A 22,316-nucleotide genomic window follows, 5' to 3' on the forward strand; every position below is an offset into this window, starting at 1 on the left:
CCCTGATGTTGACTCATCAGAAACTACTTCTTCCCGATTGGCCGTATTGCTCCCCGAGCAGTACGGCAACCCGTCATGCCTGATGATCATAGCGAGTCGGTCCCACCCCTTCCCATCCCGAACAGGACCGTGAAACGACTCCACGCCGATGATAGTGCGGATTGCCCGTGTGAAAGTAGGTCATCGTCAGGCTCCCCAGCAGAACCAGAAACCCCACCCCAACACGGTGGGGTTTCTGCGTTTACGTGCATTTACGCGACTCGAAACAGCAGCGCCCACGCGCCCAGTATTCTTGCCACTGCGTGCAAAACCACAGCCGCAATCACAGTCGCTAAATCACTACCTTGCGACTTTCCGCAGCCGAGTCCGGAATAACGCGCGGCAGCGTATCGCCGGCGCTATCTGCTTGGCGTATCTCTGCAAGCAACGCCTCATCGCGCGCGATCACCTCAGGCAAATGCGTGCGCAGAAACTCTACCCATGTTCTCGTCTTCGCGTCGATAAACTTCCGCGATGGATATAGCGCATAGACGTTCATCTTCTGCAGCGTGTAGTCCGGCAATACGCGCACTAACGTACCATCCCTTAATCCGGCGATTGCCGCGTAAAGCGGCACCATGCCGATGCCCATCCCCTCCCGGATCGCAACGATCAGCGACTCCGCGATATTCACCTGCACTGGACCGTCGACTTCCATCAACTCGCTGCCGTTGGGCCCATCGAGCACCCACTCGTGTGGTGCAAACGCGGGTGTATGCAGAATCAGGCATTCGTGATGCGCGAGATCGGCCGGTCTTAGCGGCGCACCATGCGCTCTCAGATATGTGGGCGACGCGCACAGTATGCTGAACGTCGTCCCAAGCTGAAACGACACGAGGTCGGAATTGGGTAACGCCGACGCCCCAATCACCGCAACATCCGCGCTTCCTTCAAAAAGATCGGGCATGCGCTGCGACAGCGTCAACTCCACAGTCACTTCTGGGTAAAGCGCGCGATAGCGCGAGATCGCCGGCAGCACATAGTGCTGGCCGATACTCGCAAAACTATGCATGCGAAGCGCACCGCTCGGGCGCTCATGTGCACAACTGGCTTCTTCTTCGGCGGTATCGACGTCGGCAAGTATTTGCTGACAGCGCTTCAGATAACGCTCTCCTGCGGTAGTGAGCGCGAGACGGCGCGTTGAACGATTCAACAAGCGCGTACGCAGGTGGGCCTCGAGTTCCGACACCGCGCGCGACATCGCGCCAGTCGTCGAATTGAAGGATTGTGCGGCGGCGGTGAAACTGCCGGCTTCCACTACGCGCGAGAACACTCGCATGTTTTGTAACGTATCCATCGGTCCTTCTATTTCACGGCACAGGCCGTATTGTCCGCTCGACTGATCGGCTCATTGTTGTTCGTTCTGGAAGGGACGTTCCGCAGCCGTCCCGTTAATGCCCGCATCGTATGCTCCTACAATCGGCGCCTTGCCTGCCGGTGCACGCATTAACCGGCGCTTACTTCCGTGACAAACCGAGGTGCATTGCCTTTAGATGAAACGCCAGCATGCGATCAAACCGGCAGCAAGTTTCGCTGGACAGTGGCGCGCGTCGTTGCGCCGTTCAATCGTTCGCGACTGGGCAAGCAGCGGCGGACTCGTCTGGCTGCACTTGCTGAAGACGATCACTGCGGCGCTCCTTGCGCTGGGCATAGCGATGTTGCTGGATTTGCCTCAGCCGCGTATCGCCATGACTACCGTGTTCGTGCTGATGCAACCGTTCAGCGGGATGGTGCTCGCAAAAAGCTTCTATCGGATTCTCGGGACCGCGGTAGGCGCAATCGCGGCGTTGACGCTCGGCGCGCTGTTCGTTCAACAGGCCGAGTTGCATATGCTCGGCATGATCGTATGGATCAGCGCGTGTATCGCGGCGGCGGTCCGTTATCGGCATTTCAGGTGGTACGGTTTTGTTCTCGCGGGTTACACGGCGGCGCTGATCGGCATTCCGAACGTCGCGACGCCTCACGGTCTTTTCGTTGCGGCACTGACGCGAGCAGCCGAAGTGACGATCGGGATTGTCTGTTCGAGTGCGGTAAGTGCGTTAATCGTGCCGCAGCGCTCGAGCCTTGCTCTGCTGCGAGCACTGCAAGTCCGCTACGGAAATTTTACTGCGTTCGCTGCCGACGTGCTTTCTCGCGAAGTCGGTCGGCGAGCGTTCGAGCGGCGTTTCGCGGCTCTCGTCGACGAGATCGTGGGTTTGGAAGCGACGCGCATCTTCGCCGCCTTCGAAGATCCAGCGATGCGTTCGCGCAACCATCATCTCGGTCGCCTGAACAGCGAGTTCATGGATGCTTGCGCACGTTTGCACGCGCTGCATCAGTTGCTTAAGCGTTCGCACACCAGCGACATCGCCACGATGACGGCGTATATCGATCCGCACCTTCGCGAACTCACGGCGTTGATCGCATTGCAGCGCGACGCACCTGCCGATGTATCGCATCTAACCGCCCGATTGCGCACCTATCAAGCCAAACTGCCACGACGTGTGCGGCAGACGAGGCAACAGCTGGAACAGGCGACGACAGAATCGCTAGCGGACTTTGATACGGCAGCAGAGTTGCTATACCGTTTTGTGAATGAATGGGCGAAATACTTGGACACTTACGATACGTTCGTGCAACGCAAGCCCGGCTCTCGGCAACGCAGCGAAAACTATTACGTTAGTATAACTAACAGATATGCGGTTGCTTTCACATTTATCCGCTCAGCCACAGCGATGGAGATCGCCGCTTGCTTCTGGATCGCGACAGACTGGCCGAGCGGGGGCCTCGCTGTCATTGGCGTGGCGCTTGTGTGCGCGTTGACGTCCACCGCGCCGAACGCTCGAGATATGGCTGTGCGGATGGCGTTCGGTGCTGCGCTCGCGACTCTGGCGGGCTACGCGTTCACCTGCTACGTATATCCCAACATTGACGGTTTTCCGCTCCTTTGCATCACGCTCGCGCCGGTGCTGGCGCTGGGCGCATATCTCGCCACGCTCAAGCGGACGGCTGGGCTTGGCGTCGGCTTTTCGGTGTTCTTCTGCTTACTGGCTGGACCCGATAATGTCGTGAGCTTCGAGCCTGGTCTGCTCATCAACAACGGCATTGCCCTCACAGCGTCGATGTTGCTGGCCGCCATCATCCTCGCCACTGTCTTTCCCGCTGATATGCCGTGGCTCATCGAGCGGATCATGGACGATCTACGCGCCCAGGCCGTCCTCGCATGCAGAGATCAGCGGCCAGGGCTCAATCAGCGTTTTCAGTCGAGCACGCATGATCTCGCTTCGCAATTGCGCCTGTTGACGCGGCGGCCGCGACGTCGCCGGCATGCATTGCGCTGGATGCTGGCGACCCTCGAAGTAGGGCACGCCGTCATCGATCTGCGCAACGAAGCGGCGCATGCCGGACATGTGCAAGCCCTGCATCCGTGTTGGAACTACGCCGTCGAACATATGCTCGATCACCTCGCGGGGCTGTTCGAGCGGCCCGACGCGAGAACGCTCGACCACGCTTTGGTATCCGTTCGCTCGGCTACCTGGATTGCCCAGGATGTATTGAAAGCGGTGCACGCAGATCCGGATAAACGTCACGACATGCAACGCATTCTGAGTTGCCTTCATTTCATTCGCACTGCGTTGCTGGACAAAGACGCACCTTTCAAGCCGCGCTGACCAACGCACGTGGTTCCAGCCACGCACGCGATCTTTCCGCTGGATGGAAAAGTCACTTCCGGGCAGCCCCGTTTATTCGCACACACAGCGGTCATATAGTTTCATCGCTGTCACGCAGTAACCGTTAGTCCTGGAGAACGAAATGAAATTGTTGAAGATTGTCCTGATCGCCTGCTCTTTGTCCGCTGCTGTTGCTCACGCACAGACGGCACAGGTCGCCCCGCAACACCAGGCGCCGCAGGCGATTGTCCAACGCGACGAGGGCGCAGCCCCGGCGAGCCGGCTCGCGGCGCCGGCAAGCCAAGCCGACGAGTGCGTCGGCCCTGTGAGCTTCTGCAACATCTACTTCGGCAGCTAGGAGTATCGAGCAGCATCGCGCACGCGCCGGCAAAGCGGGCCGCGACGTCGTCGATCATGACGCCGCGGCCACTGCGACAATCTGACCGACGAAGAAAGCGCATCGCAGACGTGCGCACCGGTAGACTCGGTTGCTGACTATGGAGAGACCAAGTTTCATGTACGAAGACCGAATTCGTTGCGCCTCGCTGCGCGAGAAAATTACTTCCGCCGCCGAGGCGGCGCTTGCGATTCACGATGGCATGCGCGTCGGCGCCAGCGGCTTCACGCGCGCGGGAGACGCGAAGGCGGTGCCGCTTGCATTGGCCGAGCGCGCTCGCCAGGAAGGCAAGCCGCTGCGCATCACGTTGATGACGGGTGCGTCGCTCGGTCATGATGTTGACCGCGTGCTCACGGAGGTGCACGTGCTCGCGCGCCGCTTGCCGTTCCAGGTGGACAAGACCCTTCGTGATGCAATCAATCGCGGCGAAGTCATGTTCGTCGACCAGCATCTGTCCGAGACGGTCGAGATGCTGCGCGCCAACCAACTCGGCAAACTCGATGTCGCGATCATCGAAGCCGTGGCCATCACGGAAAGCGGCGGCATTGTGCCGACGACATCGGTCGGGAATTCCGCGAGCTTTGCGATCCTCGCCGAGAAGGTCATCGTTGAAATCAACTTGGCTCAGCCGCTCGCGCTCGAGGGACTGCACGACATCTGGATTCCTGGCCGGCGGCCGAATCGTGAACCGCTGCCTATTGTTCGCCCGCGCGACCGCATCGGCACATCGGCGATCGAAATTCCGCACGAGAAAATCGCGGCGATTGTCATCACCGACAAAGCGGATAGTCCGTCGACCGCGCTGCCCGCCGATGCGGAGACGGGTCTGATCGCAGGCCATCTGATCGAATTTTTCCAGCATGAAATTTCGCGCGGACGTATGCCTCGACGTTTGCCGCCGTTGCAGGCGGGCATAGGCACGATTGCGAACGCCGTACTGGCCGGCTTCGCCTACGCACCATTCGACGCTTTTGAAATCTATTCGGAAGTGCTTCAGGATTCGACCTTCGACCTGATGGATGCCGGCAAGGTCACGTTCGCCTCAGGGGCGTCAATCACGTTGTCTGCCGCGCGTCAGGCCCAGGTGTTCGGCGAGATCGAGCGTTACCGTAGTCGCCTGGTGCTGCGCCCACAAGAAGTTAGCAACCACCCCGAAGTGATTCGCCGCTTAGGTCTGATCGCATTGAACACCGCGTTGGAATTCGACATCTACGGCAACGTGAATTCAACGCATGTGGGTGGCACGCATATGATGAACGGCATTGGCGGGTCCGGCGACTTTTCGCGCAATGCGTCATGCGCGATTTTTGCGACCAGGTCGACGGCGAAGGGCGGTTGCGTTTCCAGCGTCGTTCCAATGGTTACGCATTGCGACCACAACGAACATGACGTTGACGTGGTAGTGACCGAACAGGGCCTGGCTGATTTGCGAGGCCTGGCGCCGCGCGAACGGGCTGCGCTGAATATTCAGAATTGCGTGCATCCGCAGTATCGCGAGTTGCTTCGCGACTACTATCAAGATGCGTTGCGAGGCGGCGGCCAAACACCGCATCGGCTGGAACAGGCTTTCGCCTGGCATACGCGGCTGCGCGACACCGGTTCGATGCTGCCGGCAGCACAAGCGGGCGCTTGACCCGGGTTGAACGAGGCAAAGCCGGCGTCACGCGACATTGCCGCTGACGCCGACTACGCCGGATCAGCTTCAGCTGCCTCGTCGGACGAGCCGGATGACAAACAGCAGGATCACCGCGCCGATCACAGCCGTGATGATCGAGCCGATCCAGCCGCTACCGAGCGAGATGTGCAGCACACGGGCGAGCCAACCGCCGATGAATGCGCCCACAATGCCGACGATGATGTCGACGATGATCCCGAAGCCACCGCCCTTGACGAGCACGCCGGCAAGCCAGCCGGCGATCGCGCCGATGACAAGCCACGCAATGATGCTGTGTTCCATAGTTGAGACTCCACGGTTGTGTGTGAAAAATACACGGTGACAGAGCTTAGTCGAAGCGCGTGGGACAGTCCATATTCAGGATGCGGAATTAACGTTGTCTGAAAGTGTTGCAAGTCAACGATAGACGATGCGCCTGCATTCGTTCGCCGAGGAAATTTCCACGGTCGACGCAGACCGATCTTGTAAGTAATACGGAGTCCAAATGTTGACGGCGACCATCGCGAAAAACACACTGTTTACATCTTCCGCATCGCTCTGCGCGTCGCAAGGCCGTTACATCCCTGCGCGCAGATAGTCGGTTTGCACAGCGGCGCAATTCTCCGCCGTTTCCGTCATCGAGGAATGTATGAAAGCTAAAGCTCTTGGCATCGTTGCTGGCGCGTTGATCGCCGCTGCTCCGTTCGCGTCTTTCGCCGCAGGTTTGCCGGCGCCGTTTGAAGGAAGCAGCACCTTACAGGCCGAAGGAGTGGTGAAATCAGTCGATCATGCAAGGCATTCCGTAACGGTGCGCGACGCACAAGGCGGCGAAGCATCGTTCGACGTTACGGATGGGCGAGACCTCGCGCGAATTACCCAAGGCGGCAAAGTCCATATCCGTATGATGCGCAACGCTGTGATCAGCGTTGTGCGCGGTGCTGACGGCAAAGGCGCGGTCGCTGCCGCCGTCGCGCCAGTCGGGCAGACGAACTCCGATCAGAACCTAAGCGCGCAAGTGCAGGCGATCGATCACGCTTCAGGCGTCATGGCGTTGAAGGGCGCGAACGGCTCGGCGTTCCACATTCAGGGTCGCGACCTCGCAAAGCTGGCGAATGTGACGCCGGGCATGCAAGTATGGGTGGCGTTCGCGCCGCAGATCAGTGTCGCAGTGGCACCGGCACAATAAGGCGCGCCCCTCATGCCTACTGCACATCCGTCCAACGAGTAGAGCGTAGGCTGTAGAGCGCCGCGCTCCTTTCCCGCTTTAATCTGGCTCGCCGGGGACAAGGCGCAATCGGGTAATCTCGGAAGGTGCGCCAAGTCGCTTTGGTGGTCCCCAATAGCCGGTGCCGCGGCTCGTGTACACCCACAATCCGTTCAGGCGCGCGAGGCCCGCGGTGAACGGTTGCTGCAAGCGCACGAAGAAGTTCCACGGGAAGAACTGGCCGCCGTGCGTATGACCCGATAGTTGCAGTGTAAAACCGGCTTCGGCGGCTGCTTCCGCGGAGCGTGGCTGGTGCGCGAGCAGCACCCTGATCAGCACGTCGCCCGGTGCGCCCGCGATCGCCGCCATAGGGTCACTGCGGTGCAACGGGTCATGATGGCCAGCCGAATAATCGGTCACGCCGGCAATGATCGCGCGCGCGCCGTTATGATCCACGATCACATGTTCGTTGAGCAGCACGTTGAGTCCGAGGCGCCGGAACTCGTCTATCCACGCATTGGCTCCCGCGTAATACTCGTGGTTGCCGGTAACCAGAAACGCGCCGTGACGCGCGCTTAACCGCGAGAGCGGCTGTGTGTGGTGAGTCAACTGCGGGACGGTGCCGTCTACTACATCGCCCGTTACGGCAATGAGGTCAGGCTTTAGATGATTCACTGCGTCGACGATTGCGTCGACATAGCGGCGCTTGATTGTCGGGCCCACATGAATGTCGCTGATCTGGACAATCGTGAAGCCGTCGAGCGCGGCTGGCAAATCGTCGATCGGTACCTCGATCGTCACGACTCGCGCGCGGCGGCGAGCATTGATGAGCCCGACCAGTGTCGACAGCAATGCAAGCAAGGGCACGGCTGCCGCGGTGCCCGTTCGCCAATGCACGAGAGCGATCGTGTCAGGCCAGATCGCGTCAACGGTCATCAGTGATGCCAGCGCCAGATCGCGCACGAACGTCAGCACCAGCAGCGACGAAAAAAAGCCCATTGTCAGCAAGCCGACCCACGCGAGCCGGTCGCCGAGTGGCTGCCGTTTGATCGTGCGCGCAAGCATGCCGAGCGGAATAAGAAAGACCGACAGCACGAGCCACAATGCCGACAGCCAACGGGCGGTAATGTCGACTGGCATGTCTGGAATCAGACGGAAGCCGACATAAATGTGCAGCAGGATGCCAATGAAGATAAAGCGTACGAGGAACGATGAGCGGCGCATAGAGAAGGTCAAGGCGGGTAGGAGCCAGCATGAGCGGAACGCCGGCGGCGGCGAGTCGCTGCCGCGACGCAGTTCGCTGGCCGGCCCATTCTACCGGCATGCGCAACGGCCTGCCGGCGCGGCAAAATACGCGGAGGTAAAGACCAGGTCTGCGTCTTTTGTTGCGATGCAGCGACACCTCGTTGTCAACGATTCGCCGACAAGCCGCCGCTCCCAAACGCTGCTGCCTGAACCACTCACAGCATTCGGTTACCCTAATTAAATGGGCTTTGAATTACGCGTGGGCGTGGTCTATGCTGGAAGTATGCTGGCTGGCGCAAGGTCGTTGTAGCGTCTACTGATACGACGGCGGCGCAGTTCGGCAGGCGTTATGGCCGACAAACGGCGAGGCAGGAGGCGATCATGAAACTGCTCAGATCAGGCCATCGTTTTCACCACGGCGACCCTGCGCATCGCGCGCATCACGTGGGATATGAGGGCAGTCATGTGATGCTGCCTCTCGTCGGCCTATCGTTGATGGCGTTGGGGTTATACCTCGGCGTGCGCAACATCGACTTTTCCGAACTCGGCAAGAGCGCACTATTCGGTGTCGTGATGCTGTGCGTCGCACTCGGTATTGCCGGGCTCTTCGGCGTCGTCGGCGCATGGCTGCGCTCCAATGGCGACGACACGGAAGAAAACTTCTGCTTTGTCGGTGCGGTAATCGGCGTCGTAGTGTTCTACATCGCAATCTTCACCTGAAAATGCTGAAAGCGGCGCGCTTCATTCTACCCACGCCGCTTCAGCGAAGCTGAAGCGCGGGCTGCGCGGAAACAGTTTCGACGCATCGCCGTAGCCGAGATTGATCAGAAAGTTCGACCTGATTGTCGTGCCTGCGAAGAAAGCCTCGTCCACCTTGGCGGCGTCGAAGCCCGACATTGGGCCTGCGTCCAAACCGAGCGCGCGGGCGGCGAGAATCAGATAGCCGCCCTGGAGCGTCGAATTGCGAAACGCGGTGTCGGCAATCGCCTTGTCGTTGCCGGCAAACCAACTGCGTGCGTCGGCATGCGGGAAGAGCTTCGGCAGATGCTCATAAAACGCCATATCCATTCCGAGAATGACCGTCACCGGCGCGGCCACGGTCTTGTCCACGTTGCCCGCGGACAAGGCCGGCCGCAGTTTTTCCTTGGCGGACGGGCTTTTTACAAAGACGAAACGTGCCGGGCTCGAATTGGCCGACGTCGGGCCGAGCAGCGTGAGCTCGACAAGCTGCTTGAGCACCGCGTCGTCAACGGGTTTCGGTTGCCAGGCGCTATGCGTGCGCGCCTCGCGAAACAGTTGGTCGAGCGCCTCATCCGAAAGAATCATGGTGATCGTCCATTGAAAATCGAGGTCGAGAACTGGAAACGTGCGCTGGCCCAGCAGTCGCCGCGGAATGGAAACCGCCAATAGCAGGCATCCGCCGCGCAAGGAAATCGCAAGGAAATTGCGAGAAAAGAGCAACGAAACCGCAAGGCGCGAAAGCCGGTCACTCGCCGTTGCCGCCATAATAGCCAACGTTCCATTGCGCGCTTGCGCCCGTATCAGTCAATCTTATGTCAGACTTTTTCGATGATCTACCGACGCCCGACGTCGAGTGGTACCCCGACTGGCTCGCTCCCGAAGCGGCCGACCAGTACCTGGCTCGACTCCTCGGCGAAGTCGAATGGCGGCAGGATACGATGGGCACACCCGGCGGCCGCGTCGCGCTGCCGCGGCTGACTGCATGGCAGGGCGACCCCGACGCTGTGTACGTCTATTCCGGCATACGCAATCTGCCGCAGCCGTGGACGCCGACGGTCGCCGAACTGAGAGCGGCCGCCGAAGCCGTCAGCAATGCACGGTTCAACAGCGTTCTGCTCAACCGCTATCGCAGCGGCGCGGACAGTATGGGATGGCATGCCGACCGCGAGGCCGAGCTTGGCCCGCAGCCGGTGATTGCTTCGGTCAGCCTTGGCGCGGCGCGCACGTTTGACCTGCGGCATAACAAGACCGGCGCGGTCCAGTCGTTCTCGCTGCAAGGCGGCAGCTTGCTGGTGATGAAGGGCAAGACGCAGGCGGAGTGGCGGCATCGGGTGCCGAAGGAGCCGCGCGTCAGCGGCGAGCGCATCAACCTCACTTTTCGGTGGGTCACGCCTCGCACGCAGGCCGTGCGATCGTCGCGCGGATAACGCATAGGCCGTAGCGCCTGTGAGCGGGATTCGATCGCGTTTCCCTCTCGTGCCAGACTCATCGGTCTTTGCGCCGATAGCCCTGGACTGCAACCCACTCCCCCTGATTCCATTATTGCGTTGACGCCTGCGCCCAACCCGGCCATCTTCGTGCGGGCGATACACAGGCAGCAGTGCGGCTGCTTCTAAGTCGGTGAGTTCAGGGCCACGCGCTCCGCCCGGCGATCTCGCGCCGGTCATCGCCATCGCCGTTCCCAATCCCGGCTGCGGGCGTCGTCCGCGAACCTCGTCCGCAAGCGGCGACGCAGCCATTCACCGAGCAGTAAGCGCACAAAAAACTACCGATGCTCGGCGCGCGACCTGACGTGAGGCTCAGAGTCCGCCCTTGCCAAGCCACGCATCGTCACACCGCAGCACAACCCAGCGTCCTATACCAAAATTGATATTGCCGGCGAGAATCATATGATTGGACTGTTAAGGCCAGGCACACTACGCTACATCACGATCCACACATCGCCACGGCCGCAACGGCGGGCGGAACTGATGGATCGCCTACACAACAACGATTCAGGAGACAGTCATGGCGAATACACGACGCGCCGCATGTCGTGCGTTGGGCGCGCTCGCGCTGTGCGCGGGTTTCGGTGCGCTGACGCTGGCAACGCCCGGCGCCTACGCGCAGGACAAACAGATCACGCTGGGTTTCGCCCAGGTCGGTGCTGAAAGTGCATGGCGAACCGCGAACACCGAGTCGGTGAAATCCGCGGCGACCGACGCCAAGATCAAGCTCAAATTCTCAGACGCGCAGCAAAAGCAGGAAAACCAGATCAAGGCGATCCGCTCGTACATCGCGCAAAAAGTCGATGTGATCGCTTTCTCGCCGGTCGTCGAGTCAGGTTGGGAACCGGTGCTGCGCGAGGCGAAGGCCGCCAAGATTCCGGTGATCCTCACTGACCGCAACATCGACGTCAAGGACACGTCACTGTACGTGACGATGATCGGCTCTGACTTCCTGGAAGAAGGGCGGCGCGGTGGTAAATGGCTCGCGGATCACTACAAAGACTCGCAAGGTCCCGTCAACATCGCCGAACTGCAAGGAACGGTTGGCTCTGCGCCTGCGAATGACCGGCATGCCGGCCTGATCGAAGTAATCAAGAGCGACCCCAAGTTCAAGGTTATTGCGTCGCAAAGCGGCGACTTCACCTTGGCTGGCGGCAAGCAGGTCATGGAAGCTTTTATCAAGACTTATGGAAATAAAATAAATGTGGTTTATGCGCATAACGACGATATGGCGCTCGGCGCAATCCAGGCAATGGAAGAGGCAGGCATGCATCCGGGCAAGGACGTCATCGTAGTTTCGTTCGATGCGACCAAAGGCGGCTTCCAGGCTATGGCCGCAGGTAAGATGAATGTCGACGTGGAATGCAGCCCGTTGCTCGGACCGCAACTGATGTCGGCGGTGAAAGACGTGGTGGCCGGCAAGCCTTTGCCCAAGCGGATCCTGACGGAAGAAACAGTTTTCCCGATGAGCGTCGCGGCGCAGACATTGCCGACGCGCAAGTACTAGGCGAAAGTACTTAGGCATCCTTGCCAACGCGCCTGCATGCGAAGCCGGTTAATGCAGCAGAAGCGCGAGCAGGCGCAGCCGTAAATATAGATCGTAAAGTTTCTCCAGCGGTGCCTGACCGTCCGATTGCTTGGGCAGCGGACGGTCTCTTTTCACCTGATGCTGGAGCTTGTCGCAACAAGGCGCCAACGCAGCGCGACACCAACGCAGCGCGACACCAACGCACCGCCGATCGAGCGAGGTCTATGACGCATCCCGCTTCCGAACCCAATCCGCCGGCCATGAGCACGACCGCGTCCGTTGCAGCCACCGCTGCCGGCAACGGCGACGTGAACGCTCGCGAGCCGATTCTCGCCACAACCGGCGTCAGCAAGACATTTCCTGGCGTGAAGGCGCTGCAAAGCGTCGATTTCCGGTTGTTCCCCGGCGAAGTTCACACACTGATGGGGCAGAACGGCGCCGGCAAATCCACCCTCATCAATGTGCTCACGGGCGTAATTGCGCCCGACACCGGCACCATCCGTCTCGCGGGCGAAGTCGTGGCTTTTGCGTCGCCGCAGGAAGCGGAGGAGGCGGGTGTGCGCACGCTCTACCAGGAAGTGAACCTGTGCCCGAATCTGTCGGTCGCGGAGAACATCTTCGCGGGGCGTCAGCCGAGGAGGTTCGGCGCAATCGACTGGCCGGACATCAAACGCCGCGCGCAAGCCGCACTCGCGCGCCTCGATATCGCGCTCGACGTGACGCGTTCGCTCGACGCGTACCCCATCGCAGTGCAACAGATGGTGGCAATCGCAAGAGCTCTTTCCGTCGACGCGCGCGTGCTGATACTCGACGAACCGACATCGAGCCTCGACGATAGCGAAGTCGCACAGCTTTTTAAAATACTTCGGCTTCTTAAGCAATCCGGCATTGCAATTCTGTTCGTCACGCATTTTATCGAGCAGACGTATGCGATTTCCGACCGCATCACGGTCATGCGCAATGGCGAGCGCGAGGGCGAATATCTCGCGCGCGATCTGCCGGCCGATCAGCTGGTCGCCAGGATGGTGGGTCATGAGCGTATGAGTGCGCGGCTGCGCGAAGCCGCGCATGAAGCATCCGGTCCCAGCGAAACACCGCAGGCGGAGCGGGCGGCGTCCGCGTTTATCGAACTGCGCGGCGTGGGCAGGCGCGGCACGTTGCAGCCAATCGACCTCGACGTGCAGCGCGGCCAGATACTCGGACTCGCCGGCTTGCTGGGTTCTGGCCGCACCGAGACCGCGCGGCTGCTGTTCGGCGCGGATCGCGCCGATAGCGGCACGATGCTCGTGGATGGCAAGCCCGTGCGACTGCGCTCGCCGCACGATGCGGTGCGCCACGGCATTGCCTATTGCGCGGAAGACCGGAAGAAAGAAGGCATCGTCGCGGACCTGTCGATTCGCGACAACATCCTGCTGGCGTTGCAGGCAAGACGCGGATGGTGGCGCAAGATCAGCCGTCAACGTGCGCGCGAGCTGGCCGATCTATGGATTGAACGGCTCGGCATCAAGGCATCTGATGCCGAGCAGCCTATCGGGCTTTTGTCCGGCGGCAATCAGCAGAAAGCGCTGCTCGCTCGCTGGCTTGCCACCGATCCGAAACTGCTGATTCTCGACGAGCCCACGCGCGGCATCGACGTAGCGGCGAAGTTCGACATCATGGATCGACTGCTTGCGTTGTGCGCGAACGGTCTGAGCATTCTGTTCATTTCGTCCGAGATCAGTGAGGTGCTGCGCGTCAGTCATCGCGTGGCCGTGTTGCGCGACCGTCGCAAGATCGCCGAGGTCGAGGGCAAGGCGTCGAATGAAGACAATATCTACCGACTCATTGCGGGGAGCGGCGAATGAAGCTATCGAACTGGCTCGCGCGTGACGGCGTCGAGCGTCCGTTGATCTGGCCGTGCGTCACGTTGGCGCTGTTGTGCGCGCTGAATCTATGGGTCAATCCGCATTTTCTGTCGCTGCGCATGCTCGACGGCCATCTGTTCGGCGCACCAATCGATGTGTTGAATCGCGCCGCGCCGCTGGTACTCGTCGCGACCGGCATGACGCTCGTTATCGCGACACGCGGCATCGACATTTCGGTTGGCGCCGTGGTCGCAATTGCGGGCGCGGCGGCGGCGACGATACTCGCGACGCAACCTGTGCCGAGCGGTGGCCTCGTCGCGGAGGCGTTGCTCGCGGCGCTGATCGTCGGCGTACTGAGCGGCATGTGGAACGGCTTGCTCGTGTCCTTTGTCGGCATGCAGCCGATCATCGCCACGTTGATTCTCATGGTCGCCGGTCGCGGCATCGCGCAATTGCTGACGGCGGGGCAGATCATTCCAATCGGCGCGGCCGGCTATCTGTTCGTCGGCGGCGGGTACTGGCTCGGTGTGCCGTGCTCGGTGTGGATTGCAACGGTTGCAGTGCTGGCGACGGCGGCGCTCGTCGAGGGAACGGCGCTCGGGCTCTTTATCCGCGCAATCGGTGTGAATCCCGTTGCGACGCGCCTCGTCGGCTTGCGCTCCAAAGCGCTTGTGTTCGCGGTGTACGGGTTCTCGGGATTGACCGCGGCGATGGCGGGCATCCTCATCAGCTCGAACGTGCGCAGTGCCGATGGCAACAACGCCGGCCTCCTGCTCGAACTCGACGCGATTCTTGCGGTAACGCTCGGCGGCACGTCGCTGCTCGGCGGCCGCTTCAGTTTCGCGGGCACGGTGCTCGGTGCGCTGATCATCCAGACGCTGACCTACACGACGTATTCAATCGGCGTGCCGCCCGAAGCGACGCTGGTCGTAAAGGCGGCGGTAGTGCTCACGGTGAGCGTGATTCAGTCGCCGGCCGCGCGTGCGCTCGCCATGTCGTTCGGAATGCAGATTATCAGGCAACGTGGGGTGGCACGATGAGACGATTCTTCGCGGCGTGGGCTCATATCGTCGATCCGCGCACGTTACCCATCGCGGTCACGATTCTGCTGTTCTGCGCGTTATTCGGCTTCGGATCCGTGATGTACACCGGTTTCTTCTCGTGGCAGGTATTGCTCGATCTGCTCGTCGACAACGCTTTTTTGCTGATCGTCGCAATCGGCATGACGTTCGTGATCGTGTCGGGCGGCATCGATCTATCGGTGGGCTCCGTGGTTGCGCTCACGACCATCGTCGAAGCGGTGTTGTCGGAACGCCTGCATTTATCGGTGTGGGTCGTCGTGCCGATCGTTCTGCTGATGGGTACCGTGTTCGGCGCCGTGCAAGGCGCGCTGATTCACTTCTTCCGCTTGCAGGCGTTTATCGTGACGCTCGCCGGCATGTTCTTCGCGCGCGGCCTGTGCTTTCTCATCACCACGCAATCGATCACGATTACGGATCCGACCTTTCAGGCGATCTCCGCATTCCGGCTGGACATCGGCGTCGGCTCGGTGACCGCCAATGTGCTGATCGCGTTCGTCGCGCTCCTGGGCGCCATCTACGTCGCTCACTTCACGCGCTTTGGCCGTAACGTGTACGCGGTAGGCGGCAATGCCCGCTCCGCGTTGCTGATGGGGCTGCCGGTCGCACACACGCGCATCGGCGTGTATGCGCTGAGCGGCTTCTGCTCGGCGCTCGGCGGCGCGGTTTTCACGTTCTACGTGCTGTCCGGCTATGGCCTGCAAGGACAAGGCATGGAACTCGACGCCATTGCGGCAACTGTAATCGGCGGAACGCTGCTCACAGGCGGCGTCGGCTATGTGGTCGGTTCGCTGTTCGGCGTCGGCATCCTCGGCACGATTCAGACGTTGATCACGTTCGACGGCACACTCAGTTCGTGGTGGACCCGCATCGTGATCGGCGCGCTGCTGTGCGCTTTCTGCCTGCTGCAACGGCTGATCGAACGGCACGCAAAGTCGGTGCGGCGTCCGGGCGGCACCGGCGCGGTCGTGACGTCGGGACGCGAGCGCGGGCAGGGCGAGCCCTCAACGGCGTCGGACTCGCACGTGATAGGACGCGCGCTCGAGCAGGCGTGAGCGGTGGCCAGAGCGGTTGCACCCGCGCTTTTTGTCGAGCCGTATAGAGCGCCGTTGTCTATCTGGTTTCGAGGCGCCGCCGCGCCGTCGCCGTCAGGCGTTCGAACGGCAGCGTACTGGCCGCGAGTGCGGCAACGTCCGGATAATGTTCGCGCGTGATGTCGGTCAACACCTGGCCGGGCGACGCTTCGATCGCGACGCGCATACCCATTTCCTGCATGACGGTGAGCGCGTCGAACCATCGCACGGTGTAGCGCATGTTGGTCGCGAGGTCGTCGCGAATCGCGTCAGCCGTGTACAAGGGACGGCCGCCGCGATTGCCGATGTAGACGCTTTGCGGCGCGCTAAAGCGAATCGAACGTGCGTAGGCCGACAGTTCGTCGCTTGCCTGCGCGAGCAATTCGCAATGCGAAGGCACGCTGACCGCGAGGCGCGTCGCCTTGCGTGCTCCGGCAGCCAACGCGCGGGCGATGAAGCTGTCCAGCGCCGCGTTCGCACCGGCCATCACGACCTGGCGCGGCGCATTCACATTGCCGATATAGACGGGCGCTTCGCCTTCGTCGGCGTGCCGGGCGGCAAGCGTTGCGAGCGCGTGCTCGGTCAGCCCGGACACTGCCGCAAGACCGTAGCCCGATGGATACGCGGCTTCCATCAGTTGCGCGCGACGGCGCACCATGTCCAACGCGTCGTGGAAGGCGAGCGCGCCGCAACTGACCGCCGCCGGGTATGCGCCCACCGACAAGCCCGCGCTCATGTCCGGCGTTAGTGCTTCGTCGGCCAGCGCGCGGGCGAGGGCCACGCCCGCCACGGTCAAGGCGCACTGCACGGCAACTGTCGAGCGCAATGCGTCCGGCGTGTCGAGCGTGAGGACGTCGACGCCGAGTACGTCGGATGCCTCATCGAGTGTGGCATGCACGGCGGGATGCGACGGCAGGCGATGCAGGAAGCCGTCGGTCTGCGCGCCCTGGCCGGGGAAGATGAGCGCGAGCATCAGACGCCCGTCGGTTGAACGGCGGTCCACGGATCGGCAAGCAGTTGCGGGCCGCTTGCGTGGCGTGCCATCACGCGCGATTTGCCCGCGGCCCATTCGGCTAGCGCAACGCCGCCTGCTGGCGTTTCGAGTTGCGCGTCGATGCGAATGCCGGTTTGTCGCGCGAGCGTGTCAAGCTGATCCAGCAGGTCCGCTGCGGATTCTCGCGATAATCGTTCCGGTGTCCGAATCAATAGATCGAGATCGCTCGATTCCGATACTGCCTTTGTCTGCGTTGCCAGTTCGAAACCCGCGCCGCCGGTGGGCCCCCATACGAATCCGTTTAATGCGCTTGCTTGCCGGCGCAATGCGGCGAGCGCGGCGAAGGCGGGTAACACAGCGCGCCCCGCGAGCGGTTCATCGTGCGCAAGCGCTTCAGGCGCGAGTGCTTCCACGATATCCGCAGATGCCGCCCATGTGCCGTACCGCTGCGAGCGCTGCGCGCCGCGCACGCCAATCGCAACGATGTCTTGCGAGGCGAGTGCGCGTCGCACGACGGCATACGGCGCGCGCTCGAAGGCATCGCGGACCCATGCCGGTTCGCCGTCGAATGCAGCGAGGCGCCGCAAACGCAGCAGATCATGCGGCCGCCAGCGCTCATCCGACGACCCAGCGCACGGCGTCGTGAAGGGCGGCGCGGCACAGACCCGCATCACACGGCATCCCATTGTTCAGCGAGACGCCGCCGCACCTCGATGGATGCCGCGCGGTTCTTCTGCGCCGCCGCCGATTCCAGCCGGCGCGACAGATCGCGGTTGCCCGTGCGTGCGCTGCCGATCTGTTCGCACAACACCTGCCGCACGCGTTGGATTTGCGCTGCGTCCGGCGCGTCCGCGTCGATGCCTTCTATCAGCTGATCGAGCAGCCCCAGTTTCGCGAACGAGGCCATCGAGTAAGACATCGGTACGATGGTTTCGCCGAGTGCGTCGAGCGCTTCGACCGTGCGGCGCGTGACGCGCGCGGCGGCTTCCTTGCCCATTGCGTGAACCATCGTGCCCGGCGCGTCGAGCGCGACGATGCGATTTGCCTGATAGCCGTGTGCGAGGAATGCGCCCGACATCGCCGGTCCGACGATCAGCGCGATGACCGGATGCCCCGCATCGCGAGCCGACGCATACGCGTCGACCGCCGCGGCGCATGCGAGGTGAATGCCTAGCATTTCCTCGCGATAGCCGTACGCCTGGCTTTTCACATCGACGATCGCGACGATCGGGCGGCGCGTGCTGCTCGCCGCATCGTCGGCGATGGCCTCGCGTACTGCTCGCGCGAGTTGCCAGCCTTGTTCGAGACCGACCACGTTATCGGTCGCGCGCGGAAAGCGGTTGCCTGCGTCGGGCACGACGGTGATGAAGCGCGCAGTGTCGTCGCCGAGCGGCGCGTCGCCGCTCCACACGGGTGCCGCGCTGCGGGACTCGCCGGCGAACGCTTGGAACCAGCGCGCGCCGCGGCTCAGTTGGGTATCGCTCATGCTTGCTCCTTGCGCGGCCGATTCTCTGTTTGCTGCGTCGAGTAAAGCTCGCGCATGCTTTGCGGCGTGACGTTGGCCGGATCGATTCGCGCGAGCCGCTGCAAAAACGTGTCGACCTGTTCGCTTCGGTGTGCAGCCGGTACGCCCCGCGCAAACGCGGCATGCACCGCGGCGCGCACGGCCTCCGAATCATCGTCGACGAGGCTGTCCGCGAGCGCTGTCGCTGCGCGCTGTTCGCCGCCGATCAGTTGCCACACACGGCGCCGGTCGCTTGCATCGAGTTCCTCGATGCCGGCTTCCTGCTCGATCACTTCGGGCCCGTTCATACCGAGCCGTCCCTGCTTCGTCACGACGAGGTACGAGCACAGCGCGGCCGCGAGCGACATGCCGCCAAAGCAGCCGACCATGCCCGCGATCACGCCGACCACCGGCACATGACGGCGCAGCGCAACGATTGCCGCCTGAATCTCGGCGATCACGGCGAGACCCAGGTTCGCTTCCTGAAGGCGTACGCCGCCCGTTTCGAACAGCACGACGGAACGCACGATCTTGCCGCGCTCGCAATCGCGCAACGCCATTTCGAGCGCCGCGGCAATCTTGCTGCCCGACACTTCGCCGATGCTGCCGCCCTGGAACGCCGATTCGATCGCGGCGATCACGGCAGGCTCGCCGTCGATGGTGCCGCGCGCGATCACGCAGCCGTCGTCGGCCTGACATACGACGCCTTGCAGCGGCAGCCACGGCGACTCTATCCTGTCGAACGGGCCGAGCAATTCGCGGAACGTGCCCGCATCGAGCAGCGAGCGGGCGCGCTCGCGCGCGGGCAATTCGATGAAACTCTCACGCAGCAGCGGCGCGGCGTGCGTGCTTGCAAGCGAGCTCATGCGTCGTCTCCCTGTTCGGCGGCTTCGACGGCTTCAGCGAGCCGCAATGCCACGACGCCCGGCGTCGCACCGAAGTCGTTGATTTCGATTTGTGCGGCGCCGTCGTAGCGGCTGAAAAAGCGGTCGAGCACGCTTTTCCAGATGTGACTGTAGCCATCCACGCTCGTGCGCACGACGACGTGTGCGGTCAGCGCGTTCGCCTTATCGGCGGGCGCGAGCAGGACTTCCAGATCGCCCGAGCCGACCACGCCGACGTGCGCGCGGGTCGTGACGGCGCGTTGCGCCGGATAGTCGAAGGTCAGATGTTCCATGTGGCTCAGCTCCCGCTGGCGTCGTGACGCGCCAGCATGTCGAGAAAGAGGGTCGCGGCGAGCAGATCGGCTGCGCCACCGGGCGATGCGTTGAGCGACAGCAGTTCGTATTCGAGCGCGGCGAACGCAGTTTTGCCTTCGCGTGTGGAGCTTCCACCGGCTTGCAGCACGCGCCGCGCGCCGCGCTGACCCGCATGTAAGCCGGCGAGACCCGCGCGATGCAGCAGGCAGGTGTCGTCGAGCGAAGCCATGATCGCGAGCAAGGCGTCGATGCGCGCGGCGTCATCGGCGATGCCGCGCTCGCGCGCCGCGATCAGCGCGGGCAAGCCGGTGCCGATCACATGCGGAAAGCCTTCTTGCGCTTCGCGGCGCGCGCCGCCTACCTGGTAGCGCTGTCGCGCGCGTTCGCCGTGACTGTCGGTGGCAGCGGCGAAGCGGTCGGGGAAGCAGGCAATCTGCGCGGCGCGCCGGCAGATGTTCGACGCGTCGAGCCGGGCCGCGGCATCCGGTAACGACGCCCCCGCGACCAGCAGCCCGATGATCCAGATTGCGCCGCGATGCGCGTTGCTGCCGCCTGTCGCACGCAGCATGTCCTGTTCGCCTGCGCGCCCGATCTGCGCGAGTTCGGTGCGCAATAGTGCCGACGGTTCGCCGCGGCGGCGCGCCACGTGTGCGAGCGCGGCGAAGGTTGGTTCGAGCGCGTGCGCCGAGCGTCGCATGATCGCCAGGTCGAGGTCGCGATGCGCGCCACTGCCGCGTCGGTCGACCAGCGCGGGCTTGGGCGTGAGTTCGGCTTCGTCGACCAGCGCGGCGACGGCGTAATGGGCCAGTTGCGCGTCGGTGGGCAGGTCGCGCGTGCGTTTGTTCGCGCGAGCGGCGGGCGATTCGGCGCGCTTGTACAAGGCGCGCGCGGAACGCAACTGCCCTTGCTCCGGCAAACCAGCCGCCGCGCTGATCACCGACTCCTGAACGTGCGTGGTCCGCCCAGAACGCGACTCTTCTCGCTCGATAAAAACAGCAGCCGCTCTCATCACCAACTCCTGAAGCGCGCTGGCGGCGCATACAGACCGCCCGACCACGTCACGAGATCGTCGATGCTGCGTGCCGCCAGCAGAGAGCGTTTCGCTTCTCCGCGCCGAATGCCCAGGTCCTCCGGATAGGCCACAATCCCACGCTGGCGCAACTCGGCGGTTTTCTCCGGCTTCGCGCGCAAGCCGATCCGCGTTACGCCGGCCACCGCGGCAATCGCGGCGCGCCGTTCGTCGATGCCTTCGGCCTTGTGCAAATGCGCAATGCCTTCCTCGGTAACGACATGGCTCACATCGTCACCGTAGATCATAACGGGCGCGACCGGCATGCCGTTTTTCGCACCGACTGCGATGGCATCCAGTTCATCGACGAAAGTCGGCTCGCCGCCTTTCTTGTACGTCTCCGCCAGTTGCACCACCAGTTTCTGACCGCGCGACACGGGCCCCTGGTCCTTCAGCAGCTTGAGCCATGCTTCGCTCGAATGACGCCGGCCGCGCGGATCGTGGCCCATATTCGGCGCACCGCCGAAGCCGGCGAGACGTCCGCGCGTCACCGTCGACGAATTCGCGTCCGCGTCGATCTGCAACGTCGAGCCGATGAACAGATCGACGCCGTATTGCCCAGCCAGTTGGCACAGCACGCGATTCGAGCGCAGCGTGCCGTCGTTGCCGGTGAAAAACACATCGGGACGCGCCTCGATATACGCCTCCATGCCGACTTCACTGCCGAAGCAATGGATACTCTCGACCCAGCCCGATTCGATGGCCGGGATCATCGTAGGATGCGGATTGAGCGTCCAGTTGCGGCAAATCTTGCCCTTCAGGCCGAGCGACTCGCCGTAGGTCGGTAGCAGCAGCTCGATTGCCGCGGTGTCGAAGCCGATGCCGTGGTTCAGCGAACTCACGCCGTACGGCTCGTAGATGCCGCGTATCACCATCATCGCTGTCAGCACTTGCAGGTCGCCGATATGACGCGGATCGCGCGTGAACAGCGGCTCCACTGCGAACGGCCGGTCCGCCTGCACGACCACATCGACCCATGAGCCGGGAATGTCGACGCGCGGCAGTTCATCGACTATTTCGTTCACCTGCACGATCACGATGCCGTGACGAAACGCGGCGGCTTCCGCGATGGTCGGCGTGTCCTCTGTGTTCGGGCCGGTATAGAGATTGCCGTGACGGTCGGCCTTTTCCGCGCAGAGCAGCGCGACATGCGGCGTCAGGTCCACGAACATGCGCGCATAGAGCTCGACATACGTATAGATCGCGCCGATTTCCAGTTGCCCGTCTTCGAGCAATTGCGCGACACGCAAGCTCTGCGGCCCGGCGAACGAGAAGTCCACCTTATGCGCAATGCCGCGCTCGAACAGCGTCAGATGCTCGGGGCGGCTGATGCTCGATATGAGCAGATGCACGTCGTGAAGCTTTTGCGGATCGACCTTTGCCAGCGAGCGCGACAGAAAGTCCGCCTGCTTCTGGTTGTCGCCTTCGAGCGCGACCCGATCGCCTGGCTGGATCAGCGTTTCTAGCGCATCGACGATGCGGTTTGGCTGCAGCACGCCGTCCTCGAGCCACGGCGCGACGGCCGCGAGGCGGCGATTTTTTTCGTCGCGGCGCGTGGTCCATGAACGTGCGGCGGATGACGCTTCGGCAGGTGGGTTCATCGGCTCAA

General features: G+C 62.5%; 21 protein-coding genes and 1 rRNA gene. 11 read left to right on the forward strand and 11 right to left on the reverse strand.

Going from position 1 to position 22,316, the window contains the following annotated elements; all coding sequences use genetic code 11:
• The first annotated feature begins 78 nt into the window (after positions 1 to 78).
• A 5S ribosomal RNA gene (rrf, locus tag F759_RS0111370) occupies positions 79 to 192 on the forward strand.
• A 139-nt stretch (positions 193 to 331) separates the two neighbouring features.
• Here rrf and F759_RS0111375 read toward each other — a convergent pair.
• Positions 332 to 1,336, reverse strand: a complete 1,005-nt coding sequence (locus F759_RS0111375; protein ID WP_027799956.1) for a LysR family transcriptional regulator — start codon at positions 1,334 to 1,336, stop codon at positions 332 to 334.
• A 196-nt stretch (positions 1,337 to 1,532) separates the two neighbouring features.
• Between F759_RS0111375 and F759_RS0111380 the strand changes: the two genes are divergently transcribed.
• The 3 genes from F759_RS0111380 (at position 1,533) to F759_RS0111390 (ending at position 5,719) form a co-directional block, all read left to right on the forward strand.
• Positions 1,533 to 3,689, forward strand: coding sequence for an FUSC family protein (locus F759_RS0111380; RefSeq protein ID WP_027799957.1), 2,157 nt, complete (start codon positions 1,533 to 1,535; stop codon positions 3,687 to 3,689).
• A 142-nt stretch (positions 3,690 to 3,831) separates the two neighbouring features.
• A complete protein-coding gene (locus tag F759_RS0111385; RefSeq protein ID WP_027799958.1) occupies positions 3,832 to 4,047 on the forward strand; it encodes a hypothetical protein in 216 nt (71 codons plus the stop codon).
• A gap of 157 nt (positions 4,048 to 4,204) precedes the next feature.
• Positions 4,205 to 5,719: an acetyl-CoA hydrolase/transferase family protein gene (locus F759_RS0111390; RefSeq protein WP_027799959.1), complete on the forward strand. Its 1,515-nt coding sequence runs from the start codon at positions 4,205 to 4,207 to the stop codon at positions 5,717 to 5,719.
• 69 nt (positions 5,720 to 5,788) lie between these two features.
• On the opposite strand, the gene F759_RS0111395 is transcribed toward F759_RS0111390, so the two are convergent.
• Positions 5,789 to 6,043: a GlsB/YeaQ/YmgE family stress response membrane protein gene (locus tag F759_RS0111395; RefSeq protein WP_027799960.1), complete on the reverse strand. Its 255-nt coding sequence runs from the start codon at positions 6,041 to 6,043 to the stop codon at positions 5,789 to 5,791.
• 346 nt (positions 6,044 to 6,389) lie between these two features.
• Here F759_RS0111395 and F759_RS0111400 point away from each other — a divergent pair, with 346 nt between their 5' ends.
• Positions 6,390 to 6,926: a hypothetical protein gene (locus F759_RS0111400; RefSeq protein WP_027799961.1), complete on the forward strand. Its 537-nt coding sequence runs from the start codon at positions 6,390 to 6,392 to the stop codon at positions 6,924 to 6,926.
• 78 nt (positions 6,927 to 7,004) lie between these two features.
• Here the strand turns inward: F759_RS0111400 and F759_RS0111405 are convergent, their stop codons facing one another.
• Positions 7,005 to 8,168: a metallophosphoesterase gene (locus tag F759_RS0111405; RefSeq protein WP_027799962.1), complete on the reverse strand. Its 1,164-nt coding sequence runs from the start codon at positions 8,166 to 8,168 to the stop codon at positions 7,005 to 7,007.
• Between the two features lie 402 nt (positions 8,169 to 8,570).
• On the opposite strand from F759_RS0111405, the gene F759_RS0111410 reads away from it, so the two are divergent.
• The gene (locus tag F759_RS0111410) at positions 8,571 to 8,909 is read left to right on the forward strand and encodes a hypothetical protein (protein WP_027799963.1); all 339 of its coding nucleotides are present in this window, start codon (positions 8,571 to 8,573) and stop codon (positions 8,907 to 8,909) included.
• A gap of 21 nt (positions 8,910 to 8,930) precedes the next feature.
• On the opposite strand, the gene F759_RS0111415 is transcribed toward F759_RS0111410, so the two are convergent.
• The gene (locus tag F759_RS0111415; RefSeq protein WP_027799964.1) at positions 8,931 to 9,515 is read right to left on the reverse strand and encodes a malonic semialdehyde reductase; all 585 of its coding nucleotides are present in this window, start codon (positions 9,513 to 9,515) and stop codon (positions 8,931 to 8,933) included.
• Positions 9,516 to 9,742: 227 nt separating this feature from the next.
• On the opposite strand from F759_RS0111415, the gene F759_RS0111420 reads away from it, so the two are divergent.
• The 5 genes from F759_RS0111420 (at position 9,743) to yjfF (ending at position 15,923) form a co-directional block, all read left to right on the forward strand.
• Positions 9,743 to 10,357 carry an alpha-ketoglutarate-dependent dioxygenase AlkB family protein gene (locus tag F759_RS0111420; protein WP_027799965.1) on the forward strand — a complete coding sequence of 205 codons (615 nt, stop codon included), beginning with the start codon at positions 9,743 to 9,745 and terminating at the stop codon, positions 10,355 to 10,357.
• 580 nt (positions 10,358 to 10,937) lie between these two features.
• Positions 10,938 to 11,924, forward strand: coding sequence for an ABC transporter substrate-binding protein (locus tag F759_RS0111425; RefSeq protein WP_036024167.1), 987 nt, complete (start codon positions 10,938 to 10,940; stop codon positions 11,922 to 11,924).
• 245 nt (positions 11,925 to 12,169) lie between these two features.
• Positions 12,170 to 13,789 carry a sugar ABC transporter ATP-binding protein gene (locus F759_RS0111435; RefSeq protein WP_027799967.1) on the forward strand — a complete coding sequence of 540 codons (1,620 nt, stop codon included), beginning with the start codon at positions 12,170 to 12,172 and terminating at the stop codon, positions 13,787 to 13,789.
• Positions 13,786 to 14,829 (forward strand): ABC transporter permease, encoded by a 1,044-nt coding sequence (locus tag F759_RS0111440; RefSeq protein WP_027799968.1) that lies wholly within the window; start codon positions 13,786 to 13,788, stop codon positions 14,827 to 14,829. The genes F759_RS0111435 and F759_RS0111440 overlap by 4 nt, the downstream gene beginning before the upstream one ends.
• Entirely contained in the window at positions 14,826 to 15,923 is a 1,098-nt protein-coding gene (gene yjfF / locus F759_RS0111445) for a galactofuranose ABC transporter, permease protein YjfF (RefSeq protein ID WP_027799969.1), read from the forward strand. The genes F759_RS0111440 and yjfF overlap by 4 nt, the downstream gene beginning before the upstream one ends.
• A 58-nt stretch (positions 15,924 to 15,981) precedes the next feature.
• Here the strand turns inward: yjfF and mdcH are convergent, their stop codons facing one another.
• Genes mdcH through mdcA form a run of 7 tightly spaced genes read right to left on the reverse strand, consistent with a single transcriptional unit; the run spans position 15,982 to position 22,308 of the window.
• Positions 15,982 to 16,914 carry a malonate decarboxylase subunit epsilon gene (mdcH, locus tag F759_RS0111450; protein WP_027799970.1) on the reverse strand — a complete coding sequence of 311 codons (933 nt, stop codon included), beginning with the start codon at positions 16,912 to 16,914 and terminating at the stop codon, positions 15,982 to 15,984.
• Entirely contained in the window at positions 16,914 to 17,606 is a 693-nt protein-coding gene (locus F759_RS0111455; RefSeq protein WP_027799971.1) for a malonate decarboxylase holo-ACP synthase, read from the reverse strand. The genes mdcH and F759_RS0111455 overlap by 1 nt, the downstream gene beginning before the upstream one ends.
• A complete protein-coding gene (gene mdcE / locus F759_RS0111460; protein WP_027799972.1) occupies positions 17,606 to 18,421 on the reverse strand; it encodes a biotin-independent malonate decarboxylase subunit gamma in 816 nt (271 codons plus the stop codon). The genes F759_RS0111455 and mdcE overlap by 1 nt, the downstream gene beginning before the upstream one ends.
• Positions 18,418 to 19,305, reverse strand: a complete 888-nt coding sequence (locus F759_RS0111465; RefSeq protein ID WP_027799973.1) for a biotin-independent malonate decarboxylase subunit beta — start codon at positions 19,303 to 19,305, stop codon at positions 18,418 to 18,420. The genes mdcE and F759_RS0111465 overlap by 4 nt, the downstream gene beginning before the upstream one ends.
• Positions 19,302 to 19,616 carry a malonate decarboxylase subunit delta gene (locus tag F759_RS0111470; protein ID WP_027799974.1) on the reverse strand — a complete coding sequence of 105 codons (315 nt, stop codon included), beginning with the start codon at positions 19,614 to 19,616 and terminating at the stop codon, positions 19,302 to 19,304. The genes F759_RS0111465 and F759_RS0111470 overlap by 4 nt, the downstream gene beginning before the upstream one ends.
• A 5-nt stretch (positions 19,617 to 19,621) precedes the next feature.
• Complete coding sequence (locus F759_RS0111475) at positions 19,622 to 20,647, reverse strand: triphosphoribosyl-dephospho-CoA synthase (RefSeq protein WP_084534240.1); 1,026 nt, start codon at positions 20,645 to 20,647, stop codon at positions 19,622 to 19,624.
• Positions 20,647 to 22,308, reverse strand: coding sequence for a malonate decarboxylase subunit alpha (gene mdcA, locus F759_RS0111480; RefSeq protein WP_027799976.1), 1,662 nt, complete (start codon positions 22,306 to 22,308; stop codon positions 20,647 to 20,649). The genes F759_RS0111475 and mdcA overlap by 1 nt, the downstream gene beginning before the upstream one ends.
• Positions 22,309 to 22,316 lie beyond the last annotated feature (8 nt).

Origin of the sequence: Paraburkholderia dilworthii (assembly GCF_000472525.1) — a bacterium.
GTDB classification, from domain to species: domain Bacteria; phylum Pseudomonadota; class Gammaproteobacteria; order Burkholderiales; family Burkholderiaceae; genus Paraburkholderia; species Paraburkholderia dilworthii.

Excerpts from the sequence above, each read along its gene's own strand:
- F759_RS0111375 (WP_027799956.1), bottom strand. The coding sequence starts at position 1,336 with ATGGATACGTTACAAAACATGCGAGTGTTCTCGCGCGTAGTGGAAGCC.
- F759_RS0111380 (WP_027799957.1), top strand. The coding sequence starts at position 1,533 with ATGAAACGCCAGCATGCGATCAAACCGGCAGCAAGTTTCGCTGGACAG.
- F759_RS0111385 (WP_027799958.1), top strand. The coding sequence starts at position 3,832 with ATGAAATTGTTGAAGATTGTCCTGATCGCCTGCTCTTTGTCCGCTGCT.
- F759_RS0111390 (WP_027799959.1), top strand. The coding sequence starts at position 4,205 with ATGTACGAAGACCGAATTCGTTGCGCCTCGCTGCGCGAGAAAATTACT.
- F759_RS0111395 (WP_027799960.1), bottom strand. The coding sequence starts at position 6,043 with ATGGAACACAGCATCATTGCGTGGCTTGTCATCGGCGCGATCGCCGGC.
- F759_RS0111400 (WP_027799961.1), top strand. The coding sequence starts at position 6,390 with ATGAAAGCTAAAGCTCTTGGCATCGTTGCTGGCGCGTTGATCGCCGCT.
- F759_RS0111405 (WP_027799962.1), bottom strand. The coding sequence starts at position 8,168 with ATGCGCCGCTCATCGTTCCTCGTACGCTTTATCTTCATTGGCATCCTG.
- F759_RS0111410 (WP_027799963.1), top strand. The coding sequence starts at position 8,571 with ATGAAACTGCTCAGATCAGGCCATCGTTTTCACCACGGCGACCCTGCG.
- F759_RS0111415 (WP_027799964.1), bottom strand. The coding sequence starts at position 9,515 with ATGATTCTTTCGGATGAGGCGCTCGACCAACTGTTTCGCGAGGCGCGC.
- F759_RS0111420 (WP_027799965.1), top strand. The coding sequence starts at position 9,743 with ATGTCAGACTTTTTCGATGATCTACCGACGCCCGACGTCGAGTGGTAC.
- F759_RS0111425 (WP_036024167.1), top strand. The coding sequence starts at position 10,938 with ATGGCGAATACACGACGCGCCGCATGTCGTGCGTTGGGCGCGCTCGCG.
- F759_RS0111435 (WP_027799967.1), top strand. The coding sequence starts at position 12,170 with ATGACGCATCCCGCTTCCGAACCCAATCCGCCGGCCATGAGCACGACC.
- F759_RS0111440 (WP_027799968.1), top strand. The coding sequence starts at position 13,786 with ATGAAGCTATCGAACTGGCTCGCGCGTGACGGCGTCGAGCGTCCGTTG.
- yjfF (WP_027799969.1), top strand. The coding sequence starts at position 14,826 with ATGAGACGATTCTTCGCGGCGTGGGCTCATATCGTCGATCCGCGCACG.
- mdcH (WP_027799970.1), bottom strand. The coding sequence starts at position 16,914 with ATGCTCGCGCTCATCTTCCCCGGCCAGGGCGCGCAGACCGACGGCTTC.
- F759_RS0111455 (WP_027799971.1), bottom strand. The coding sequence starts at position 17,606 with ATGCGGGTCTGTGCCGCGCCGCCCTTCACGACGCCGTGCGCTGGGTCG.
- mdcE (WP_027799972.1), bottom strand. The coding sequence starts at position 18,421 with ATGAGCGATACCCAACTGAGCCGCGGCGCGCGCTGGTTCCAAGCGTTC.
- F759_RS0111465 (WP_027799973.1), bottom strand. The coding sequence starts at position 19,305 with ATGAGCTCGCTTGCAAGCACGCACGCCGCGCCGCTGCTGCGTGAGAGT.
- F759_RS0111470 (WP_027799974.1), bottom strand. The coding sequence starts at position 19,616 with ATGGAACATCTGACCTTCGACTATCCGGCGCAACGCGCCGTCACGACC.
- F759_RS0111475 (WP_084534240.1), bottom strand. The coding sequence starts at position 20,647 with ATGAGAGCGGCTGCTGTTTTTATCGAGCGAGAAGAGTCGCGTTCTGGG.
- mdcA (WP_027799976.1), bottom strand. The coding sequence starts at position 22,308 with ATGAACCCACCTGCCGAAGCGTCATCCGCCGCACGTTCATGGACCACG.